At 65.6% G+C, this 16,697-nt stretch carries 28 protein-coding genes and 1 pseudogene; all 29 read left to right on the top strand.

Features of this window, described 5'->3' with window-relative positions:
* A pseudogene (locus tag ASF22_RS23165) lies at positions 1 to 96 on the top strand (elongation factor Tu); the annotation flags it as partial.
* 88 nt (positions 97 to 184) lie between these two features.
* Positions 185 to 493 (top strand): 30S ribosomal protein S10, encoded by a 309-nt coding sequence (gene rpsJ, locus ASF22_RS14425; RefSeq protein WP_018044230.1) that lies wholly within the window; start codon positions 185 to 187, stop codon positions 491 to 493.
* A gap of 50 nt (positions 494 to 543) precedes the next feature.
* The gene (gene rplC / locus ASF22_RS14420) at positions 544 to 1,281 is read left to right on the top strand and encodes a 50S ribosomal protein L3 (RefSeq protein ID WP_056171354.1); all 738 of its coding nucleotides are present in this window, start codon (positions 544 to 546) and stop codon (positions 1,279 to 1,281) included.
* Complete coding sequence (gene rplD / locus ASF22_RS14415) at positions 1,281 to 1,901, top strand: 50S ribosomal protein L4 (RefSeq protein WP_056091573.1); 621 nt, start codon at positions 1,281 to 1,283, stop codon at positions 1,899 to 1,901. Before rplC ends, rplD begins: the two co-directional genes overlap by 1 nt.
* On the top strand, positions 1,898 to 2,194 hold the full coding sequence (locus tag ASF22_RS14410; protein WP_056091577.1) for a 50S ribosomal protein L23: 297 nt from the start codon (positions 1,898 to 1,900) through the stop codon (positions 2,192 to 2,194). Before rplD ends, ASF22_RS14410 begins: the two co-directional genes overlap by 4 nt.
* A 27-nt stretch (positions 2,195 to 2,221) precedes the next feature.
* Positions 2,222 to 3,058, top strand: a complete 837-nt coding sequence (rplB, locus tag ASF22_RS14405) for a 50S ribosomal protein L2 (protein WP_056171350.1) — start codon at positions 2,222 to 2,224, stop codon at positions 3,056 to 3,058.
* A gap of 5 nt (positions 3,059 to 3,063) precedes the next feature.
* Entirely contained in the window at positions 3,064 to 3,342 is a 279-nt protein-coding gene (gene rpsS, locus ASF22_RS14400; protein ID WP_056091583.1) for a 30S ribosomal protein S19, read from the top strand.
* A gap of 2 nt (positions 3,343 to 3,344) precedes the next feature.
* Positions 3,345 to 3,731: a 50S ribosomal protein L22 gene (rplV, locus tag ASF22_RS14395; RefSeq protein ID WP_056091586.1), complete on the top strand. Its 387-nt coding sequence runs from the start codon at positions 3,345 to 3,347 to the stop codon at positions 3,729 to 3,731.
* 10 nt (positions 3,732 to 3,741) lie between these two features.
* A complete protein-coding gene (gene rpsC, locus ASF22_RS14390) occupies positions 3,742 to 4,482 on the top strand; it encodes a 30S ribosomal protein S3 (protein ID WP_055949284.1) in 741 nt (246 codons plus the stop codon).
* Between the two features lie 48 nt (positions 4,483 to 4,530).
* Positions 4,531 to 4,944, top strand: coding sequence for a 50S ribosomal protein L16 (gene rplP / locus ASF22_RS14385; protein ID WP_055949287.1), 414 nt, complete (start codon positions 4,531 to 4,533; stop codon positions 4,942 to 4,944).
* Between the two features lie 11 nt (positions 4,945 to 4,955).
* A complete protein-coding gene (gene rpmC, locus ASF22_RS14380) occupies positions 4,956 to 5,171 on the top strand; it encodes a 50S ribosomal protein L29 (RefSeq protein ID WP_056171348.1) in 216 nt (71 codons plus the stop codon).
* A 10-nt stretch (positions 5,172 to 5,181) separates the two neighbouring features.
* Positions 5,182 to 5,442, top strand: coding sequence for a 30S ribosomal protein S17 (rpsQ, locus tag ASF22_RS14375; RefSeq protein ID WP_056265543.1), 261 nt, complete (start codon positions 5,182 to 5,184; stop codon positions 5,440 to 5,442).
* A gap of 859 nt (positions 5,443 to 6,301) precedes the next feature.
* Positions 6,302 to 6,670, top strand: a complete 369-nt coding sequence (gene rplN, locus ASF22_RS14370; protein ID WP_055949294.1) for a 50S ribosomal protein L14 — start codon at positions 6,302 to 6,304, stop codon at positions 6,668 to 6,670.
* Positions 6,670 to 6,984, top strand: a complete 315-nt coding sequence (gene rplX / locus ASF22_RS14365; protein ID WP_056091601.1) for a 50S ribosomal protein L24 — start codon at positions 6,670 to 6,672, stop codon at positions 6,982 to 6,984. The genes rplN and rplX overlap by 1 nt, the downstream gene beginning before the upstream one ends.
* Positions 6,977 to 7,543: a 50S ribosomal protein L5 gene (gene rplE / locus ASF22_RS14360; RefSeq protein ID WP_056171342.1), complete on the top strand. Its 567-nt coding sequence runs from the start codon at positions 6,977 to 6,979 to the stop codon at positions 7,541 to 7,543. Before rplX ends, rplE begins: the two co-directional genes overlap by 8 nt.
* Before the next feature lie 39 nt (positions 7,544 to 7,582).
* The gene (rpsN, locus tag ASF22_RS14355; protein WP_056171340.1) at positions 7,583 to 7,888 is read left to right on the top strand and encodes a 30S ribosomal protein S14; all 306 of its coding nucleotides are present in this window, start codon (positions 7,583 to 7,585) and stop codon (positions 7,886 to 7,888) included.
* Positions 7,889 to 7,900: 12 nt separating this feature from the next.
* Positions 7,901 to 8,296 (top strand): 30S ribosomal protein S8, encoded by a 396-nt coding sequence (rpsH, locus tag ASF22_RS14350; protein WP_055881679.1) that lies wholly within the window; start codon positions 7,901 to 7,903, stop codon positions 8,294 to 8,296.
* 24 nt (positions 8,297 to 8,320) lie between these two features.
* On the top strand, positions 8,321 to 8,854 hold the full coding sequence (gene rplF / locus ASF22_RS14345) for a 50S ribosomal protein L6 (RefSeq protein WP_056171338.1): 534 nt from the start codon (positions 8,321 to 8,323) through the stop codon (positions 8,852 to 8,854).
* Between the two features lie 12 nt (positions 8,855 to 8,866).
* Positions 8,867 to 9,229, top strand: a complete 363-nt coding sequence (rplR, locus tag ASF22_RS14340; RefSeq protein ID WP_056171336.1) for a 50S ribosomal protein L18 — start codon at positions 8,867 to 8,869, stop codon at positions 9,227 to 9,229.
* Between the two features lie 93 nt (positions 9,230 to 9,322).
* Complete coding sequence (rpsE, locus tag ASF22_RS14335) at positions 9,323 to 9,910, top strand: 30S ribosomal protein S5 (RefSeq protein ID WP_056171334.1); 588 nt, start codon at positions 9,323 to 9,325, stop codon at positions 9,908 to 9,910.
* Positions 9,911 to 9,921: 11 nt separating this feature from the next.
* Positions 9,922 to 10,113, top strand: coding sequence for a 50S ribosomal protein L30 (gene rpmD, locus ASF22_RS14330; protein WP_056091618.1), 192 nt, complete (start codon positions 9,922 to 9,924; stop codon positions 10,111 to 10,113).
* A gap of 11 nt (positions 10,114 to 10,124) precedes the next feature.
* Positions 10,125 to 10,628, top strand: coding sequence for a 50S ribosomal protein L15 (rplO, locus tag ASF22_RS14325; protein ID WP_056171333.1), 504 nt, complete (start codon positions 10,125 to 10,127; stop codon positions 10,626 to 10,628).
* Positions 10,629 to 10,752: 124 nt separating this feature from the next.
* On the top strand, positions 10,753 to 12,090 hold the full coding sequence (gene secY / locus ASF22_RS14320) for a preprotein translocase subunit SecY (RefSeq protein ID WP_056265540.1): 1,338 nt from the start codon (positions 10,753 to 10,755) through the stop codon (positions 12,088 to 12,090).
* 87 nt (positions 12,091 to 12,177) lie between these two features.
* Entirely contained in the window at positions 12,178 to 12,780 is a 603-nt protein-coding gene (locus tag ASF22_RS14315; protein WP_056171329.1) for an adenylate kinase, read from the top strand.
* Positions 12,781 to 13,016: 236 nt separating this feature from the next.
* Complete coding sequence (gene rpsM / locus ASF22_RS14310; RefSeq protein WP_056171364.1) at positions 13,017 to 13,385, top strand: 30S ribosomal protein S13; 369 nt, start codon at positions 13,017 to 13,019, stop codon at positions 13,383 to 13,385.
* 168 nt (positions 13,386 to 13,553) lie between these two features.
* Positions 13,554 to 13,943: a 30S ribosomal protein S11 gene (rpsK, locus tag ASF22_RS14305; protein ID WP_056171326.1), complete on the top strand. Its 390-nt coding sequence runs from the start codon at positions 13,554 to 13,556 to the stop codon at positions 13,941 to 13,943.
* Between the two features lie 77 nt (positions 13,944 to 14,020).
* Complete coding sequence (locus ASF22_RS14300) at positions 14,021 to 14,896, top strand: MBL fold metallo-hydrolase (protein ID WP_056265550.1); 876 nt, start codon at positions 14,021 to 14,023, stop codon at positions 14,894 to 14,896.
* Between the two features lie 125 nt (positions 14,897 to 15,021).
* Entirely contained in the window at positions 15,022 to 16,041 is a 1,020-nt protein-coding gene (locus tag ASF22_RS14295) for a DNA-directed RNA polymerase subunit alpha (protein WP_056171359.1), read from the top strand.
* 189 nt (positions 16,042 to 16,230) lie between these two features.
* On the top strand, positions 16,231 to 16,641 hold the full coding sequence (gene rplQ, locus ASF22_RS14290) for a 50S ribosomal protein L17 (RefSeq protein ID WP_056091639.1): 411 nt from the start codon (positions 16,231 to 16,233) through the stop codon (positions 16,639 to 16,641).
* The last annotated feature ends 56 nt before the right edge of the window (positions 16,642 to 16,697 follow it).

Here is a 16,697-nt window from a genome sequence, read left to right as displayed (position 1 = left end):
ATCGTGCCGGTGGCCATGGAAGAGAAGCTGCGCTTCGCCATCCGTGAAGGCGGCCGCACCGTCGGCGCAGGCGTCGTCGCCGCCATCAACGAGTAGTCTTCCGTCCCACGGTCACGTCTGCAGGGAACGACAGAGGGGCGGGTCCTCGCGCCCGCCCCTATATCGCCCCGCCAAGGTTTAGGTCATGAACGGTCAGAATATTCGTATCCGCCTCAAGGCGTTCGATCATCGGATCCTCGATGCGTCGACCCGCGAGATCGTCTCGACGGCCAAGCGCACCGGTGCCACCATCCGTGGTCCGATCCCGCTGCCGACGCATATCGAGAAGTTCACTGTCAACCGCTCGCCGCACATCGACAAGAAGTCGCGCGAGCAGTTCGAGATGCGCACCCACAAGCGCGTCCTCGATATCGTCGATCCGACGCCGCAGACCGTGGACGCGCTGATGAAGCTCGACCTCGCCGCCGGCGTGGACGTGGAGATCAAGCTCTAAGTCCCGCGGGGATTTAGAGCTTACCGTAAATCGCGCGAGGGGAGACACCTATGCGCTCAGGCGTCATTGCACAGAAGGTCGGCATGACCCGCATCTTTACGGATGCAGGCGAACATGTTCCGGTCACGGTGCTTAAAATCGATCAATGCCAGGTGGTTGCCCACCGTACCGTCGAGAAGAACGGTTACGTCGCCCTTCAGGTCGGCGTCGGCAAGGCCAAGGTGAAGAACGTGTCGGCTGCCGAGCGCGGCCGGTTCGCGGTCGCCAAGGTCGAGCCCAAGCAGAAGCTCGCCGAGTTCCGCGTGTCGGAAGACAAGCTGATCCCGGTCGGCGCCGAGATCACCGCCGACCATTTCATCCCGGGCCAGTTCGTCGACGTGACGGGCACCACCACGGGTAAGGGTTTCGCCGGTGGTATGAAGCGTTGGAACTTCGGTGGTCTGCGCGCGACCCACGGCGTGTCCGTGTCGCACCGCTCGATCGGTTCGACCGGTGGCCGTCAGGACCCGGGCAAGACCTTCAAGAACAAGAAGATGCCCGGTCACATGGGCGTCGATCGGGTGACCACCCAGAACCTGCGCGTCGTCCGCACGGACGTCGAGCGTGGCCTGATCCTGGTCGAGGGTGCGGTTCCCGGCGTCGCCGGCGGCTGGATCCAGATTCGCGACGCGGTGAAGCGCAAGCTCCCCGCGGACGTTCCGCAGCCTGGCAAGTTCCGTGAGCTCGGCGCTTCGCCCGTCTCCGACGCCCCGGCTCCCGAGGCTCCCGCTTCCGAGGAGAACGCGTGATGAAGCTCGATATCACCACCCTCGACGGCGCCGGAGCCGGCTCCGTCGAGCTCGACGAGACCATCTTCGGTCTCGAGCCCCGCGTGGACCTGCTCCAGCGCATGGTGCGCTGGCAGCTCGCCAAGCGTCAGGCCGGCACCCATGCGGTCAAGAACCGCTCGGACGTCAACCGGACCCGCAAGAAGCTTTACAAGCAGAAGGGCACCGGTAACGCTCGTCACGGCGCCGCCTCCGCTCCGCAGTTCCGCGGCGGTGGACGCGCCTTCGGTCCGGTCGTGCGCTCCCATGCCCACGACCTGCCCAAGAAGGTCCGCGCCCTGGCCCTCAAGCATGCCCTGTCGGCGAAGGTGAAGGATTCGACCCTCATCGTCATCGACGACGTGAAGCTCGAGGACGGCAAGACCAAGAACCTCGCCGCCCGCTTCGAGAAGATGGGTCTGTCGAGCGCGCTGTTCATCAGCGGGTCCGAGGTCGACGTGAACTTCGGTCGCGCCGCCCGGAACATCCCGATGATCGACGTGCTTCCGATCCAGGGCATCAACGTCTACGACATCCTGCGTCGCGACAAGCTCGTGCTGACGCGCGCAGCGATCGATGCGCTGGAGGCGCGTTTCAAATGAGTGCCGATCCGCGCCACTACGACATCATCGTCTCCCCGGTCATCACCGAGAAGGCAACGAACCTCACCGAACAGAACAAGGTCGTTTTCCGGGTTGCCCCGAAGGCGACGAAGCCGCAGATCAAGGAAGCGGTCGAGAAGCTGTTCGACGTCAAGGTGACGGGCGTGAACACGCTCGTGACCAAGGGCAAGAAGAAAATCTTCCGCGGGCTTCGCGGACAGCGTTCGGACGTGAAAAAAGCGATCGTGACCCTCGCCGAGGGTGAAACGATCGATGTTACGACCGGCCTCTGAGACAAGTCGGGTTAAGGATTACCACCGATGGCCTTGAAGACATTCAAACCGGTCACGCCGAGCCTTCGCCAGCTCGTGCTCGTCGACCGCCGTGAGCTCTACAAGGGCAAGCCGGTCAAGAAGCTCACCGAGGGCAAGTCGTCGTCCGGCGGCCGCAACAACCTCGGCCGCATCACCGTCCGCTTCCGTGGCGGCGGTCACAAGCGCACCCTGCGCAACGTCGACTTCAAGCGTCGCGTTCAGATGGGTGTGAGCGCCACCGTCGAGCGGATCGAGTACGATCCGAACCGCACGGCGTTCATCGCGCTGATCGCCTTCCCGGACGGCACGCAGAGCTACATCATCGCGCCCCAGCGTCTCTCGCCGGGTGACAAGGTGATCGCGGCCGAGCAGGTCGACATCAAGCCGGGTAATGCCGGCCCCGTCGGCAACATGCCGGTCGGCACCATCGTCCACAACGTCGAGCTGAAGATCGGCAAAGGCGGCGCGATCGCCCGCTCCGCCGGCAACTACGCTCAGATCGTCGGGCGCGACCAGGGCTACGTCACTCTGCGCCTGAACTCGGGCGAGCAGCGCCTGGTCCACGGTCAGTGCTTCGCCAGCGTCGGCGCGGTGTCGAACCCGGACCACATGAACATCTCGCTCGGCAAGGCGGGTCGTAACCGCTGGCTCGGCAGGCGCCCGCACGTTCGTGGTGTCGCCATGAACCCGGTCGATCACCCGCACGGCGGCGGTGAGGGACGCACGTCCGGCGGCCGTAACCCGGTCACGCCCTGGGGCGTTCCCACGAAGGGGAAGAAGACCCGCTCGAACAAGCGGACCGACGTCTTCATCCTGTCCAGCCGTCACAACCGCAAGAAGTAACCATCATGGCACGCTCGCTCTGGAAGGGGCCGTTCATCGACGGCTACCTCCTCAAGAAGGCTGAGACCGCGCGCGGATCCAGCCGCAACGAAGTCATCAAGATCTGGAGCCGCCGCTCCACGATCCTGCCGCAGTTCGTCGGGCTCACCTTCGGTGTGCACAACGGGCAGAAGCACATCCCGGTCTACGTGTCCGAGGAAATGGTCGGTCATAAGTTCGGTGAATTCTCGCCGACCCGTACCTTCCACGGTCACGCAGCCGACAAGAAGTCGAAGAGGCGCTGATCATGGGCAAGCCAGCCACTCCCCGCGCGCTCCCCGAGAACGAGGCTCAGGCCGTCGCGCGCATGCTGCGCGTCAGCCCCCAGAAGCTCAATCTCGTCGCGCAGCTCATTCGCGGCAAGAAGGTCGAGTCGGCCCTCGCCGATCTCGAATTCTCCCGCAAGCGGATCGCCCGCGAGGTCAAGAAGTGCCTCGAGAGCGCCATCGCCAACGCCGAGAACAACCACAATCTGGACGTCGATGATCTAATCGTCGCCCAGGCGTTCGTCGGAAAGGCCCTCGTGCTCAAGCGCTTCCACGCTCGTGCCCGCGGCCGCGGCGCCCGCATCCTGAAGCCCTTCGCGAACCTCACCATCGTGGTGCGCGAAGTCCCGACCGCCGAAGCGGCGTGAGGAGGACCTGATGGGCCAGAAAGTCAATCCGATCGGTCTGCGGCTCGGTATCAACCGGACCTGGGACTCCCGCTGGTTCGCCCAGAAGGGTGAATACGCCAAGCTCATGCACGAGGACGTCGCGATCCGCGCCGCCCTCATGAAGCAGCTGAAGCAGGCTGCCGTCTCGAAGATCGTCATCGAGCGTCCGCACCGGAAATGCCGCGTCACCATCCACTCGGGTCGTCCGGGCGTGGTGATCGGCAAGAAGGGCGCCGACATCGAGAAGCTCCGCAAGCTCGTCGGCACCCTGACCAAGGCCGACGTGACGATCAACATCGTCGAAGTGCGCAAGCCCGAGATCGACGCCACTCTGGTGGCCGACTCGATCGCCCAGCAGCTCGAGCGCCGTGTCGCCTTCCGTCGCGCCATGAAGCGTGCCGTGCAGTCGGCCATGCGTCTCGGCGCCGAGGGCATCCGGATCAATTGCTCCGGTCGTCTCGGTGGTGCCGAGATCGCCCGCCAGGAATGGTACCGCGAGGGCCGCGTGCCCCTGCATACCCTCCGGGCCGATGTCGATTACGGTGTCGCCACCGCCTTCACGACCTACGGGACGTGCGGGATCAAGGTCTGGGTGTTCAAGGGCGAGATCCTCGAGCACGACCCGATGGCACAGGATAAGAAGGCGCAGGAAGAGGGTGGCCGTTCGGGCGGCCGTCGCGAGCGCGATGGCGAGGGTGGCCGCGAGCGCGGCCGGCGCGAGCACGCCTAACGGCGTGTTCGTGACCCCGTCGCCCTAGAAAGGTGTTGAGAGGCTGCCATGTTGCAACCCAAGAAGACCAGGTTCCGTAAGCAGTTCAAGGGTCGCATCCACGGTGCGGCCAAGGGCGGCTTCGACCTCAACTTCGGGACCTTCGGCCTGAAGGCCGTCGAGCCCGAGCGTATCACCGCGCGGCAGATCGAGGCGGCCCGCCGCGCGATCACCCGCGAGATGAAGCGTCAGGGCCGCGTCTGGATCCGGATCTTCCCGGATGTTCCGGTCACAGCCAAGCCCACCGAAGTCCGCATGGGCTCCGGTAAGGGTGCTCCCGAATTCTGGGCTGCCCGCGTGCATCCCGGTCGTATCATGTTCGAAGTCGACGGCGTGGCCGAGGACGTCGCGAAGGAGGCCCTGCGCCTCGGCGCGGCCAAACTCCCGATCCGCACGCGCGTCGTTCAGCGCATCGCTGACTGAGGGGGGGGATCATGAAGTCGTCACAGAGACAGTCGGATCTCGCCGCCCTGTCGCCCGATCAGCTGAGCGATGAGCTGCTGAACCTGAAGAAGGAGCAGTTCAACCTGCGCTTCCAGGGTGCCACCGGCCAGCTCGAGAACGTCGCGCGGGTCCGCGAAGTCCGCCGCGATATCGCCCGCGTCCGTACACTTCAGCGTCAGAAGACGCTGAAGTCCGCGCAGGCTTGAGGAGTACACCATGCCGAAGCGCGTATTGCAGGGCGTCGTCGTCAGCGACAAGGGCGAGAAGACCGTCGTCGTGAAGGTGGAGCGTCGCTTCACCCATCCGGTGATGAAGAAGACCGTCCGTCGTTCGAAGAACTATCACGCCCACGACGAAGGCAACGTGGCCAAGGTCGGCCAGACCGTGTCGATCGAGGAATGCCGTCCGATCTCGAAGACCAAGACCTGGCAGCTGATCTCCGGCGCCGCGTCCGAGGTTCCCGCCGCCGAGGCGTGACCCCGTCGTCAGAACCGACCAAAAACGGGCGCAGGTTTCTGCGCCCGTTTTTTTGTGCCCGGCGGAGAAAGGGTTCCGCAACGGGATGCGTTGAACGCCTGCGTCGTCCGCCCGAACCCGGGGATCCTCTCGCCCGTCCGAGACGGCGCCGTATCAGGGCGCCTCATATGGTTTCCGGCTGATCCGTTCGGTGACGCGGTGAATCGCAGGTCCTTACACCTTCCAGGAGAGGGAGCCCGTCGCGCCCGCTCGATCCGAGGTGATCGGGCGGACACCGTATCAGGCGCCGTCTTAGCGGCCGCGGCCGGCTTCTCCCGCTGCGCCACCGTCGACCAATCGCCGGCCATGATGCTGCCGTAGGGCTCGACCGAATCGACGATGTCCGCGAGGCCGTAGGTCGGGATCCGCGCCTGGACCGATACTGCGTCCTTGTAGGCGCCCGGTAGGCCGAACGCGGCTCGGACGCGATGTGACGAGCGAGCCGGGCGATGCGTTCGGCATCCGTGCAAACCCTCTCAGGGTCCGCGACTCAGAGTGGATCCTGTTCGGGGAGGTTGCTTCGGGTTCCTGGGCGTCCGGGTTCCGGCCACGGCATCGTGGATCGCCGGCGGGACGGTTTCCCGGGCGGTTCCTGCGACGGGCCTTGCACTGGCAAGCCGGCTGATGTATTGGGCATGCCTTCGCGACAGTTGAGAGGGGTGCTTGCACCTTTCGAACGCGGTGACCGCGCCGGTGTGAAAGCACCGATAGCGCGGTTCGTCATATGAGCCGGGGACATCAGATCCCCCTCAGGCGTCGTCCGCCGGACAATACCGTCCGCGTGCGGAAACCCGCCTGAAACAAAGAAAGGTCACTGCCCGTGATCCAGATGCAGACGAATCTGGACGTCGCCGACAACTCGGGTGCACGCCGTGTGATGTGCATCAAGGTTCTGGGCGGGTCGAAGCGTAAATACGCCGGTGTCGGCGACATCATCGTGGTCTCGGTCAAGGAAGCGATTCCTCGGGGTCGCGTGAAGAAGGGCGACGTCATGAAGGCCGTCGTCGTGCGCACCGCGAAGGAAGTGAAGCGTCCCGACGGTTCGGTGATCCGCTTCGACAAGAACGCCGCCGTTCTGATCAACAATCAGAAGGAGCCGATCGGCACCCGCATCTTCGGACCGGTGCCGCGCGAGCTTCGCGCCCGCAACCACATGAAGATCATCTCGCTCGCGCCGGAGGTGCTGTAATGGCCGCTAAGGTCAAGAAGGGCGACACGGTCGTCGTTCTCACCGGTCGCGACAAGGGTCGCTCCGGCGAGGTCACCCAGGTGCTTCCCAAGGAAGACCGCGCCTTCGTGCGTGGCATCAACCTGGTCAAGAAGCATCAGAAGCAGACGCAGAACCAGGAAGGCGGCATCGTCTCCAAGGAAGCTGCGATCCAGCTCTCGAATCTCGCGTTGCAGGACGCGAACGGCAAGCCGACTCGCGTGGGTTTCCGCATCCTCGAAGACGGCCGCAAGGTTCGCTTCGCCAAGACCACGGGGGACCAGATCGATGGCTGAGAAGAACATTGACGGGTACGTCCCGCGCCTTCGCAAGCATTACGACGAAGTCGTTCGTCAGAAGCTGATCGAAGAGTTCGGCTACGCCAACCCGATGCAGGTGCCGACGATCTCCAAGATCGTCATCAACATGGGTGTCGGCGAGTCCACCGCCGATTCGAAGAAGGCCTCCGTCGCCGCCGGCGATCTGGCCCTCATCGCCGGTCAGAAGCCGGTCATCACCAAGGCCCGCAAGGCCATCGCGACCTTCAAGGTCCGCGAAGGCATGCCCATCGGCTGCAAGGTCACCCTGCGCCGCCAGCGCATGTACGAGTTCATGGACCGCCTCGTCACCATCGCGCTTCCCCGCGTGCGTGACTTCCGCGGCCTGAACCCCCGCTCGTTCGACGGCAACGGCAACTACGCGCTCGGCCTCAAGGAGCACCTCGTGTTCCCGGAGATCTCGTACGACAAGGCCGAGGCCACCTGGGGCATGGACATCGTCATCCAGACGACGGCCCGCACCGATGCTGAGGCGCGTGCGCTCCTCACGCAGTTCCGATTCCCGTTCCGGCAGTGAGGCCTGCTTAGGTCTCATACGCGGACACCGGAGAGAGAAATGGCAAAGAAAAGCTCCATCGAGAAGAACAAGCACCGCGAAGCGCTGGTCAAGCTCTATGCTCCCAAGCGCAAAGCCCTGCTGGCGACGGCGAACGATCAGTCCCTCGAAATGGAGGAGCGCTTCGAGGCGCGCCTCAAGCTCGCGGAACTGCCCCGCAATTCGTCGCCCACCCGCGTCCGCAACCGTTGCGGCATCACCGGCCGTCCGCGCGCCTTCTATCGCAAGATGGGCATCTCGCGCATCGCGCTGCGCGAACTCGGCAACCAGGGTCTGATCCCCGGTCTCGTCAAGTCGAGCTGGTAAGGAGCAACCACCATGGTCAACGATCCCGTGGGTGATATGCTCACCCGCATCCGCAACGGTCAGCAGCGCCGCCGCAACGTCGTCCAGACGCCCGGTTCGCGCCTGCGTGCCAGCGTGCTCGACGTCCTCAAGTCCGAGGGCTACATCCGTGACTACGCGACCACGGATTACGGCAACGGCCGCACCGAGTTCGCCATCGAGCTGAAGTACTACGACGGCCAGCCCGTCATCCGCTCGATCCAGCGCGTGTCGAAGCCGGGCCGCCGCGTCTACTCGTCGGTCGGCGAGCTTCCGCGTGTCGCCGACGGTCTCGGCGTCACCATCGTGTCCACCCCGCAGGGCGTCATGGCCGACCACGAGGCGCGCGAGCGCAACGTCGGCGGCGAAGTGCTCTGCAAGGTGTTCTGATCCTGGACTTGGAGGAATAAGGCGATGTCTCGCGTAGGCAAGAAGCCCGTTCCCGTCCCGTCCGGTGTGACGGCCACGGTGACCGGTCAGACGGTTAAGATGAAGGGCTCCAAGGGCGAGCTCCAGTACGTCGTTCCCAACGTGGTCGACGTGAAGTTCGAGGACGGCGCCGTCTCGGTGCAGCCCCGGAACCAGACCAAGGAGGCCCGCTCGCTGTGGGGCACCTCCCGTGCTCAGGTGGCGAACCTCGTCGAGGGCGTCTCCAAGGGCTTCGAGAAGAAGCTCGAGATCACCGGCGTGGGTTACCGCGCCGCGATGGCCGGCAAGGCACTCAAGCTCTCGCTCGGCTACAGCCACGACATCGAGTACGAGATTCCTGTCGGGATCACGATCGCGGTGCCGAAGCCCACCGAAATCGTCATCTCCGGCATCGACCGGCAGGTGGTCGGCCAGGTGGCAGCCGAGATCCGCGACTATCGCAGTCCCGAGCCCTACAAGGGCAAGGGCGTGAAGTACGCGGGTGAGTTCATCTTCCGCAAGGAAGGCAAGAAGAAGTAAGGGCCGGCCAACATGTCACGCAAAATCGATGCACTCGACCGCCGCAAGGCGCGTGTGCGCCGCGCGCTGCGGGCGGCGGCCAACGGACGGCCCCGGCTCTCGGTGTTCCGTTCCTCCAAGCAGATCTACGTCCAGGTCATCGACGACGCCGCGGGCAAGACCCTCGCGGCGGCGTCCAGCCTCGACAAGGATCTGCGGACCGGTCTGAAGACCGGTGCCGATGTCTCTGCCGCCCAAGCGGTGGGCAAGCTCGTCGCCGAGCGCGCCAAGGCAGCCGGCGTCACCCAGGTGATCTTCGATCGCTCGGGCTACCTCTATCACGGGCGCGTCAAGGCGCTCGCCGACGCCGCCCGCGAAGGCGGTCTCGAGTTCTAAGATTGGCGGAGGGGAGCGGTTTCGGCCGTTCCCCGTCCTGACGATTCAAGCGAGCGGGTCCGCCACCCGCGCCAGTGAGATGGAAGTGTAAGAATGGCACGTGAACGTGAAGGCGGGGGCCGCGGCCGCCGCGATGAGCGCGAGGAGCGCGACAGCGAGTTCGTGGACAAGCTCGTCCACATCAACCGCGTCGCCAAGGTCGTGAAGGGCGGACGTCGCTTCGGCTTCGCTGCCCTCGTCGTCGTCGGCGATCAGAAGGGCCGCGTCGGCTTCGGCCACGGCAAGGCCCGCGAAGTCCCCGAGGCGATCCGCAAGGCGACGGAAGCCGCCAAGCGCGGCCTCGTCCGCGTGGCCCTGCGTGAGGGCCGCACCCTGCACCACGACGTCCAGGGACGTCACGGTGCCGGCAAGGTCATCCTGCGCGCCGCTCCCCAGGGTACCGGCATCATCGCCGGCGGCCCAATGCGCGCCGTCTTCGAGACGCTGGGCATGCAGGACGTGGTGGCCAAGAGCCTCGGCTCCTCGAACCCCTACAACCTCGTGCGCGCCACCTTCGACGCCCTGAAAAACGAGGACAGCCCGCGCTCCGTCGCGGCCCGTCGCGGTCTCAAGGTGTCGGCGCTCCAGGCCCGCCGTCGTGACGCCGATCCGTCCGACTTGTCCGAAGCCGCAGTGGCTTGAGGGAGGGTCAGATGGCACAGAAGACCGTCCGTATCGAGCAGATCGGCTCGCCGATCCGCCGTGAGGGCGACCAGCGCGCGACGCTGATCGGCCTCAAGCTCAACAAGCTGCACCGGGTCTCCGAGCTGGAGGATACCCCCTCCGTGCGCGGCATGATCCGCAAGGTGCAGCACCTCGTGCGTGTCCTTGGCGACGCGGCCTGAGGGAGGGCATCATGAAACTGAATGAACTCCACGACAATCCCGGCGCAACCAAGAACCGGATGCGCGTCGGCCGGGGCATTGGCTCCGGCAAGGGCAAGACCGCTGGACGCGGCGTGAAGGGCCAGAAGGCCCGTACCGGCGTGTCCATCAAGGGCTTCGAGGGCGGTCAGATGCCGCTGCATCGTCGCTTGCCCAAGCGCGGCTTCAACAACCTGTACTCGACGGACCTGAACGAGGTGAACCTCGGCCGCGTCCAGCAGGCGTTGGATGCCGGTCGTCTCGAAGCCGGTGCGGTCGTCACCGTCGAGACCCTGATCGCCGCGGGCGTGTGCGCCCGTGCCCGTGACGGCGTCAAGCTCCTCGGCGTCGGCGAGCTGACCACGAAGGTCTCCTTCGAGGTGACCCGCGCGTCGAAGTCGGCCATCGAGGCCGTCGAAAAGAACGGCGGAACCGTCACCGTGACCTTCGGCGACGGCGTGTCCACTCGTGGCAAGCCCGCCCGCGTGGTTGCGTAGACTCGAGACCGACTTTAAGTCGAACCTCTGAGCGGCGGCCCGTGCGACCTCGCGCGTGGCCGCCGTTTCAGTTTATCGGGGAGCTGTTCGCTCCCGTGCGAATCGTGACTCAGGAACCGGTGCCATGGCCTCAGCCGCCGAGCAGCTTGCCGCGAACCTCAATTTCGGGGCCATCGCCAAGGCCGACGAGCTCAAGAAGCGGATCTGGTTCACCCTGGGTGCGCTGATCGTCTTCCGGCTCGGCACCTACATTCCGATTCCCGGTATCGATCCCGAGCAGTTCGCCCGGAACTTCCAGCAGCAGGCGGGCGGCGTGCTCGGGCTGTTCAACATGTTCTCCGGCGGTGCCGTCGAGCGCATGGCGATCTTCGCCCTCAACATCATGCCGTACATCTCGGCCTCCATCATCATTCAGCTGCTGACCTCGGTCGTTCCGACCCTGGAGGCGCTGAAGAAGGAAGGTGAGTCCGGCCGCAAGGTCATCAATCAGTACACCCGCTACCTCACGGTGGTGCTGGCACTGGTCCAGAGCTGGGGCATCGCCTTCGGCCTCCAGAGTTCGAGCGCGGCCATCGAGCCGGGGCCGTTCTTCATCCTGTCCACGGTCATCACCCTGACGGGCGGCACGTTGTTCCTCATGTGGATCGGCGAGCAGATCACCTCGCGCGGCATCGGCAACGGCTCGTCGCTCATCATTTTCGCCGGCATCGTCGCCCACCTGCCGGTCGCCATCGTGGGTGCGCTGGAGCTGAGCCGCACCGGGGCGCTCTCCTCCGCCGTCATCCTGGGCATGGGCGTCGCCGCCATCGCCCTGGTCTACTTCATCGTGTTCATGGAGCGCGCCCAGCGTCGGCTCCTGATCAACTACCCCAAGCGCCAGGTCGGCAATAAGATGTACGAGGGCCAGACCTCGTTCCTGCCGCTGAAGCTCAACACCGCCGGCGTGATTCCGCCGATCTTCGCCTCGTCGCTCCTGCTGCTGCCCGCCACCGTGGCGAGCTTCTCGGCGAACAACGGCGGCACCGGCATCCTGGCGACGATCACGACCTATATCGGCCATGGCCGGCCGCTCTACATGGTGCTGTACGCCGCCCTGATCATCTTCTTCGCGTTCTTCTATACCGCGGTGGTGTTCAACCCCGAGGAGACGGCGGACAACCTGAAGAAGCACGGCGGCTTCATTCCCGGAATCCGGCCGGGCGAGCGTACCGCGGCCTTCATCGACAAGGTCCTCACGCGCATCACCCTCATCGGCGCCCTGTATTTGACCTTCGTCTGTCTGGTGCCCGAAATCCTGGCGTCGTACTCTTCGGCCAGCATCGGGTTCGGCGGCACGTCGCTCCTCATCGTCGTCTCGGTGACGATGGATACGGTGGCGCAGATCCACGGTCACCTGATGGCCCACCAGTACGAAGGCCTCGTCAAGAAGGCCAAGCTGCGGGGCGCCACGCGGCGCCGCTGAGCACCCATCGGGCGAGCCTATCAGCGACGGCGTTCCCTTTTCGAGGGCGCCGCCCTTCAAGAAGAACGGACCTGAGGAAACGACGCCATGCGGATCATTCTGCTCGGACCGCCGGGAGCTGGTAAAGGAACGCAGTCGGCGCGCATCGTCGAGCGGTTCGGCATTCCGCAGCTGTCCACCGGGGATATGCTGCGGGCGGCGGTGGCCGCCGGTACGCCCGTGGGCCTCGAGGCCAAGGCGATCATGGAAAGCGGCGGGCTCGTTCCCGACGCCGTCGTCGTCGGTATCGTCGCCGACCGGATCGAGGAAGCGGACGCGCGCAACGGCTTCATCCTCGACGGTTTCCCCCGGACGGTCGCGCAGGCCGCCGCCCTCGACCGGATGCTCGAGAAGAAGAACCTCGCCCTCGACACCGTGGTCGAGTTCGCCGTGGACGAGGACGCCTTGATCGGACGCATCGCCAAGCGCGCCTCCGAGACCGCCGCCCGCGGCGAACCCGTACGCAAGGACGACACGCCCGAGGTGTTCAAGACGCGCTTCGAAGCCTATCGCGAGCTCACCGCGCCGCTCTCCGCCTATTACGCCAGCCTCGGTATGCTGGAGACCCTCGACGGCATGAAACCGGTCGACGAGGTCACCGGGGATCTCATGGCGACCCTGGAGCGCCATGTCGAAACGACGGCGTCCTGAGTCGAAACGACGGCGTCCTGAGCGGCTGGATTTGTTACCATCGAGTTGACAGGGGGACCGGCCCGCGCTAGTGGGCCGGTCTTCGTTCACACGGATTGGGTCCGGGCCGCCTCGCCAGAGGTTGCCGCGGGCCGCTTTGTCGTTCTGGACGGTACGCAGGGGCCGGTCTCCACCGGACGCGTATCACGATAACCCGGGCCGGACCGATTGGGTCCGCTGCCCAGATGGAGAAGACCTTGGCTCGTATCGCTGGCGTTAACATCCCGACCAACAAGCGCGTCGTCATCGCGCTTCAGTACATCCACGGCATCGGTTCGAAGAAGGCGGAAGAGATCACGGAGAAGGTCGGCATCCCGGCCGAGCGCCGTGTGAACCAGCTCACCGACGCCGAGGTTCTGTCGATCCGCGAGACCATCGATCGCGATTATCTCGTCGAGGGCGACCTGCGCCGCGAAGTCTCGATGAACATCAAGCGCCTGATGGATCTGGGCTGCTACCGTGGCCTGCGCCACCGCCGCAACCTGCCCGTCCGCGGCCAGCGCACGCACACCAACGCCCGCACCCGCAAGGGCAAGTCCAAGCCCATCGCCGGCAAGAAGAAGTAAGCATTCGCATTTCGGGAGGCCGTGGTTCGCTCGGCCTCCCGAACGTCGATCCGGGTACCCCTCACGGAGGCCCGGTGTGTCGGTACGGTCTTCCACGCCCGCGCCGCCACCTCCCAGAGAATCCCGAGCGCCTGGTATGACGGGCGCGTTTGAAGGACGAGAACCAAGATGGCCAAGGAAACAACCCGCGTTCGTCGCCGCGAACGCAAGAACATCGTCTCGGGCGTCGCGCATGTGAACGCGTCGTTCAACAACACGATGATCACCATCACCGACGCCCAGGGCAACACCATCTCGTGGTCGTCCGCTGGCGCCATGGGCTTCAAGGGCTCGCGCAAGTCGACCCCGTACGCGGCCCAGGTCGCCGCCGAGGACGCGGCCCGCAAGGCCGCCGAACACGGCATGCGCACCCTCGAAGTCGAGGTTTCCGGTCCCGGCTCCGGCCGTGAATCCGCCCTGCGCGCGCTTCAGGCCGCCGGCTTCACCGTGACCTCCATCCGCGACGTCACGTCGATCCCGCACAACGGCTGCCGCCCCCGCAAGCGTCGGCGCGTCTAAGACTGACGAAAACCGGCCGGGCCGGTCCGAAAGGACTCCGCCCCGGCCGGCATTTTAGGTGTGTGACGGAGACGTGCGTGTCGAACGGTTCAAGTCCGCTTCCCGGTGTGCTGCGGTGGACCTTGGGTGATCTCACGGTCACGGTTCTGAATGACGGCTACCTTCCCGGGTCGCTCGACCTCGTCATGGGAATCGATACGGATGAGGCCGGCTCGCTTCAGGCGGCCGGCTTTCGCGCGCGCGATCCTCGCATCACCCTCAACGCGTTTCTCATCACCGGGCCGGGCCGGGCGCCGATCCTCATCGATACGGGCATGGGTCGATTCGGGGGCGATACCCTCGGGCGTGTCCCGGCGGCCCTGGCCGCCGCGGGTGTCCGGGCCGAGGATGTCGGCACGGTGCTGCTCACCCACCTGCACCCCGACCATGCCGGCGGTCTCGTCACCGCCGATGGCTCGGCGACGTTCGTCAATGCAGAACTCGTCGTGCACGCCGACGAGTCGGCGCACTGGCTCGACGAGGGTGCCCTGTCCCGTGCGCCGGAAGGGGCCAAGCCCTATTTCGAGAACGCCGCCAAGGCGACATCCCCTTACGCGGGTCGGCTGCGGACCGTGACCGGGGGCGAGGTCGCGCCCGGGATCACCATGGTCCCGTTGCCCGGTCACACGCCGGGTCATTCCGGCTATCGGATCGTGTCGGGCGACCACGCACTCCTGATGTGGGCCGACATCGTCCACCTGCCGGCGATCCAGTTCAAGCGTCCGGACGCCGGGATGGTGTTCGACGTCGACGCGGACGCAGCGCGCCAGGTGCGCCGCCGCATCCTCGACGAGGTCGCCACCGATCGGACCTTCATCGCCGGCGCCCATCTCGAATTCCCGGCCCTGGGCTACGTCGCCCGGGACGGGGCCGCTTACAGCTTCGTCCCCGAACTCTGGGTCGCGGCACACTGAATCCGTTCGCTGCGAAAGCGGCGAGCGCCATCCTTTTCAAGGGGTTTCGGCGCTGAGGCGCAGCATCGAAACCCGAGCGTGGACCGCCCGTGTGGGCCGCGCCGATCGTCGCGAGAGGTAGCATCGTGGTCATTCAGAAGAACTGGCAAGAGCTCATCAAGCCGAACAAGCTCCAGGTCTCGACCGGTCACGACCCCAAGCGGGTCGCCACCGTCGTGGCCGAGCCGCTCGAGCGTGGTTTCGGCACGACGCTGGGCAACTCGCTCCGCCGCGTGCTGCTGTCCTCGCTTCAGGGCGCGGCCGTGACCTCGGTGCAGATCGACGGCGTGCTGCATGAGTTCTCGTCGATCCCCGGCGTGCGCGAGGATGTCACCGACATCGTCCTCAACATCAAGACCATCGCCATCCGCTCGCAGACCGAGGCGCCCAAGCGCCTGACGCTGCGCAAGACCGGCCCCGGCCTCGTCACCGCCGGCGACATCGGCACGGTCGGCGACGTCCAGATCCTCAACCCCGACCTCGTCATCTGCACCCTCGACGACGGCGCCGAGATCCGGATGGAGTTCACCGTCGCCACCGGCAAGGGCTACGTCCCGGCCGAGCGCAACCGTCCCGAGGACGCACCCATCGGGCTGATCCCCGTGGACGCCCTGTTCTCGCCCGTGACCAAGGTCAGCTACCGCATCGAGACCACCCGCGAGGGCCAGGATCTCGACAAGGACAAGCTGACGATGACCATCGAGACCAACGGCGCGGTGACGCCCGAGGACGCGCTGGCCTACGCCGCACGCATCATCCAGGACCAGCTCCAGGTGTTCGTGAACTTCGAGGAGCCCCGCAAGGAAGAGGCGCAGCCGCTCGCGCCGCAGCTCCCCTTCAACCCGGCCCTGCTCAAGAAGGTCGACGAGCTCGAGCTGTCGGTCCGTTCGGCGAACTGCCTGAAGAACGACAACATCGTCTACATCGGCGACCTGATCCAGAAGTCGGAGGGCGAGATGCTGCGCACCCCGAACTTCGGCCGCAAGTCGCTCAACGAGATCAAGGAAGTGCTCGCAGCCATGGGCCTCCACCTCGGCATGGACATCCCCGGCTGGCCGCCGGAAAACATCGAAGATCTCGCCAAGCGCTTCGAAGAGCACTATTAGGGCGAGCCGCCCCGGCCGGGACTTTCTGGCGCGTCTCGGCGCCGGTTGTTTGGCCAATCCATCGGGGGTTCGCGGAGACGCGAACTCCCAAAAGAATCCCGCCGCGGGGTCATGCGGAATGAACAGCCCCGCTCATGGGGCGCTTGGCCGTACCGTGGCACGGCGGCCATCACATAAGGACCAGCCATCATGCGTCATGGATTTCGCGGTCGTCGCTTCAACCGCACCACCGAGCACCGCAAGGCGATGTTCGCCAACATGTCCGCCGCGCTGATCAAGCACGAGCAGATCATCACCACTTTGCCTAAGGCGAAGGATCTGCGTCCGGTCATCGAGAAGCTGATAACGCTCGGTAAGACCGACTCGCTGCACGCGCGCCGCCTCGCCATGTCGCAGATCCGCGACCACGACATGGTCCGCAAGCTCTTCGCCGTCATCGGCCCGCGCTACAACGCCCGTCCGGGCGGCTACTGCCGCATCATGAAGGCCGGCTTCCGCTACGGCGACAACGCTCCGCTCGCCGTCATCGAGTTCGTTGATCGCGACGTCGAAGCCCGCGGCAAGGATTCCGGTCCGGCCCAGGTCGTCGACGCGGCGTAAGTCGCCGGCCTTCGGGTTGGCTTGAGAGCTTTCTAAGCTGACGAACCGAGAAAAGG

It is taken from the genome of Methylobacterium sp. Leaf87 (assembly GCF_001422775.1).
Taxonomy (GTDB): Bacteria; Pseudomonadota; Alphaproteobacteria; order Rhizobiales; family Beijerinckiaceae; genus Methylobacterium.
This window is presented reverse-complemented; position numbering and strand designations above follow the sequence as displayed.

What these genes read in the sequence shown, in the direction of transcription:
- rpsC (WP_055949284.1), top strand. Translation starts at nt 3,742, where the DNA reads ATGGGCCAGAAAGTCAATCCGATCGGTCTGCGGCTCGGTATCAACCGG.
- rpmD (WP_056091618.1), top strand. Translation starts at nt 9,922, where the DNA reads ATGGCACAGAAGACCGTCCGTATCGAGCAGATCGGCTCGCCGATCCGC.
- rplX (WP_056091601.1), top strand. Translation starts at nt 6,670, where the DNA reads ATGGCCGCTAAGGTCAAGAAGGGCGACACGGTCGTCGTTCTCACCGGT.
- rpsJ (WP_018044230.1), top strand. Translation starts at nt 185, where the DNA reads ATGAACGGTCAGAATATTCGTATCCGCCTCAAGGCGTTCGATCATCGG.
- rplE (WP_056171342.1), top strand. Translation starts at nt 6,977, where the DNA reads ATGGCTGAGAAGAACATTGACGGGTACGTCCCGCGCCTTCGCAAGCAT.
- rpmC (WP_056171348.1), top strand. Translation starts at nt 4,956, where the DNA reads ATGAAGTCGTCACAGAGACAGTCGGATCTCGCCGCCCTGTCGCCCGAT.
- rplV (WP_056091586.1), top strand. Translation starts at nt 3,345, where the DNA reads ATGGGCAAGCCAGCCACTCCCCGCGCGCTCCCCGAGAACGAGGCTCAG.
- rplC (WP_056171354.1), top strand. Translation starts at nt 544, where the DNA reads ATGCGCTCAGGCGTCATTGCACAGAAGGTCGGCATGACCCGCATCTTT.
- ASF22_RS14410 (WP_056091577.1), top strand. Translation starts at nt 1,898, where the DNA reads ATGAGTGCCGATCCGCGCCACTACGACATCATCGTCTCCCCGGTCATC.
- rpsQ (WP_056265543.1), top strand. Translation starts at nt 5,182, where the DNA reads ATGCCGAAGCGCGTATTGCAGGGCGTCGTCGTCAGCGACAAGGGCGAG.
- rplB (WP_056171350.1), top strand. Translation starts at nt 2,222, where the DNA reads ATGGCCTTGAAGACATTCAAACCGGTCACGCCGAGCCTTCGCCAGCTC.
- rplP (WP_055949287.1), top strand. Translation starts at nt 4,531, where the DNA reads ATGTTGCAACCCAAGAAGACCAGGTTCCGTAAGCAGTTCAAGGGTCGC.
- rplD (WP_056091573.1), top strand. Translation starts at nt 1,281, where the DNA reads ATGAAGCTCGATATCACCACCCTCGACGGCGCCGGAGCCGGCTCCGTC.
- secY (WP_056265540.1), top strand. Translation starts at nt 10,753, where the DNA reads ATGGCCTCAGCCGCCGAGCAGCTTGCCGCGAACCTCAATTTCGGGGCC.
- rpsS (WP_056091583.1), top strand. Translation starts at nt 3,064, where the DNA reads ATGGCACGCTCGCTCTGGAAGGGGCCGTTCATCGACGGCTACCTCCTC.
- rpsE (WP_056171334.1), top strand. Translation starts at nt 9,323, where the DNA reads ATGGCACGTGAACGTGAAGGCGGGGGCCGCGGCCGCCGCGATGAGCGC.
- rpsH (WP_055881679.1), top strand. Translation starts at nt 7,901, where the DNA reads ATGGTCAACGATCCCGTGGGTGATATGCTCACCCGCATCCGCAACGGT.
- rpsN (WP_056171340.1), top strand. Translation starts at nt 7,583, where the DNA reads ATGGCAAAGAAAAGCTCCATCGAGAAGAACAAGCACCGCGAAGCGCTG.
- rplF (WP_056171338.1), top strand. Translation starts at nt 8,321, where the DNA reads ATGTCTCGCGTAGGCAAGAAGCCCGTTCCCGTCCCGTCCGGTGTGACG.
- rplO (WP_056171333.1), top strand. Translation starts at nt 10,125, where the DNA reads ATGAAACTGAATGAACTCCACGACAATCCCGGCGCAACCAAGAACCGG.
- rplQ (WP_056091639.1), top strand. Translation starts at nt 16,231, where the DNA reads ATGCGTCATGGATTTCGCGGTCGTCGCTTCAACCGCACCACCGAGCAC.
- ASF22_RS14315 (WP_056171329.1), top strand. Translation starts at nt 12,178, where the DNA reads ATGCGGATCATTCTGCTCGGACCGCCGGGAGCTGGTAAAGGAACGCAG.
- rpsK (WP_056171326.1), top strand. Translation starts at nt 13,554, where the DNA reads ATGGCCAAGGAAACAACCCGCGTTCGTCGCCGCGAACGCAAGAACATC.
- rplR (WP_056171336.1), top strand. Translation starts at nt 8,867, where the DNA reads ATGTCACGCAAAATCGATGCACTCGACCGCCGCAAGGCGCGTGTGCGC.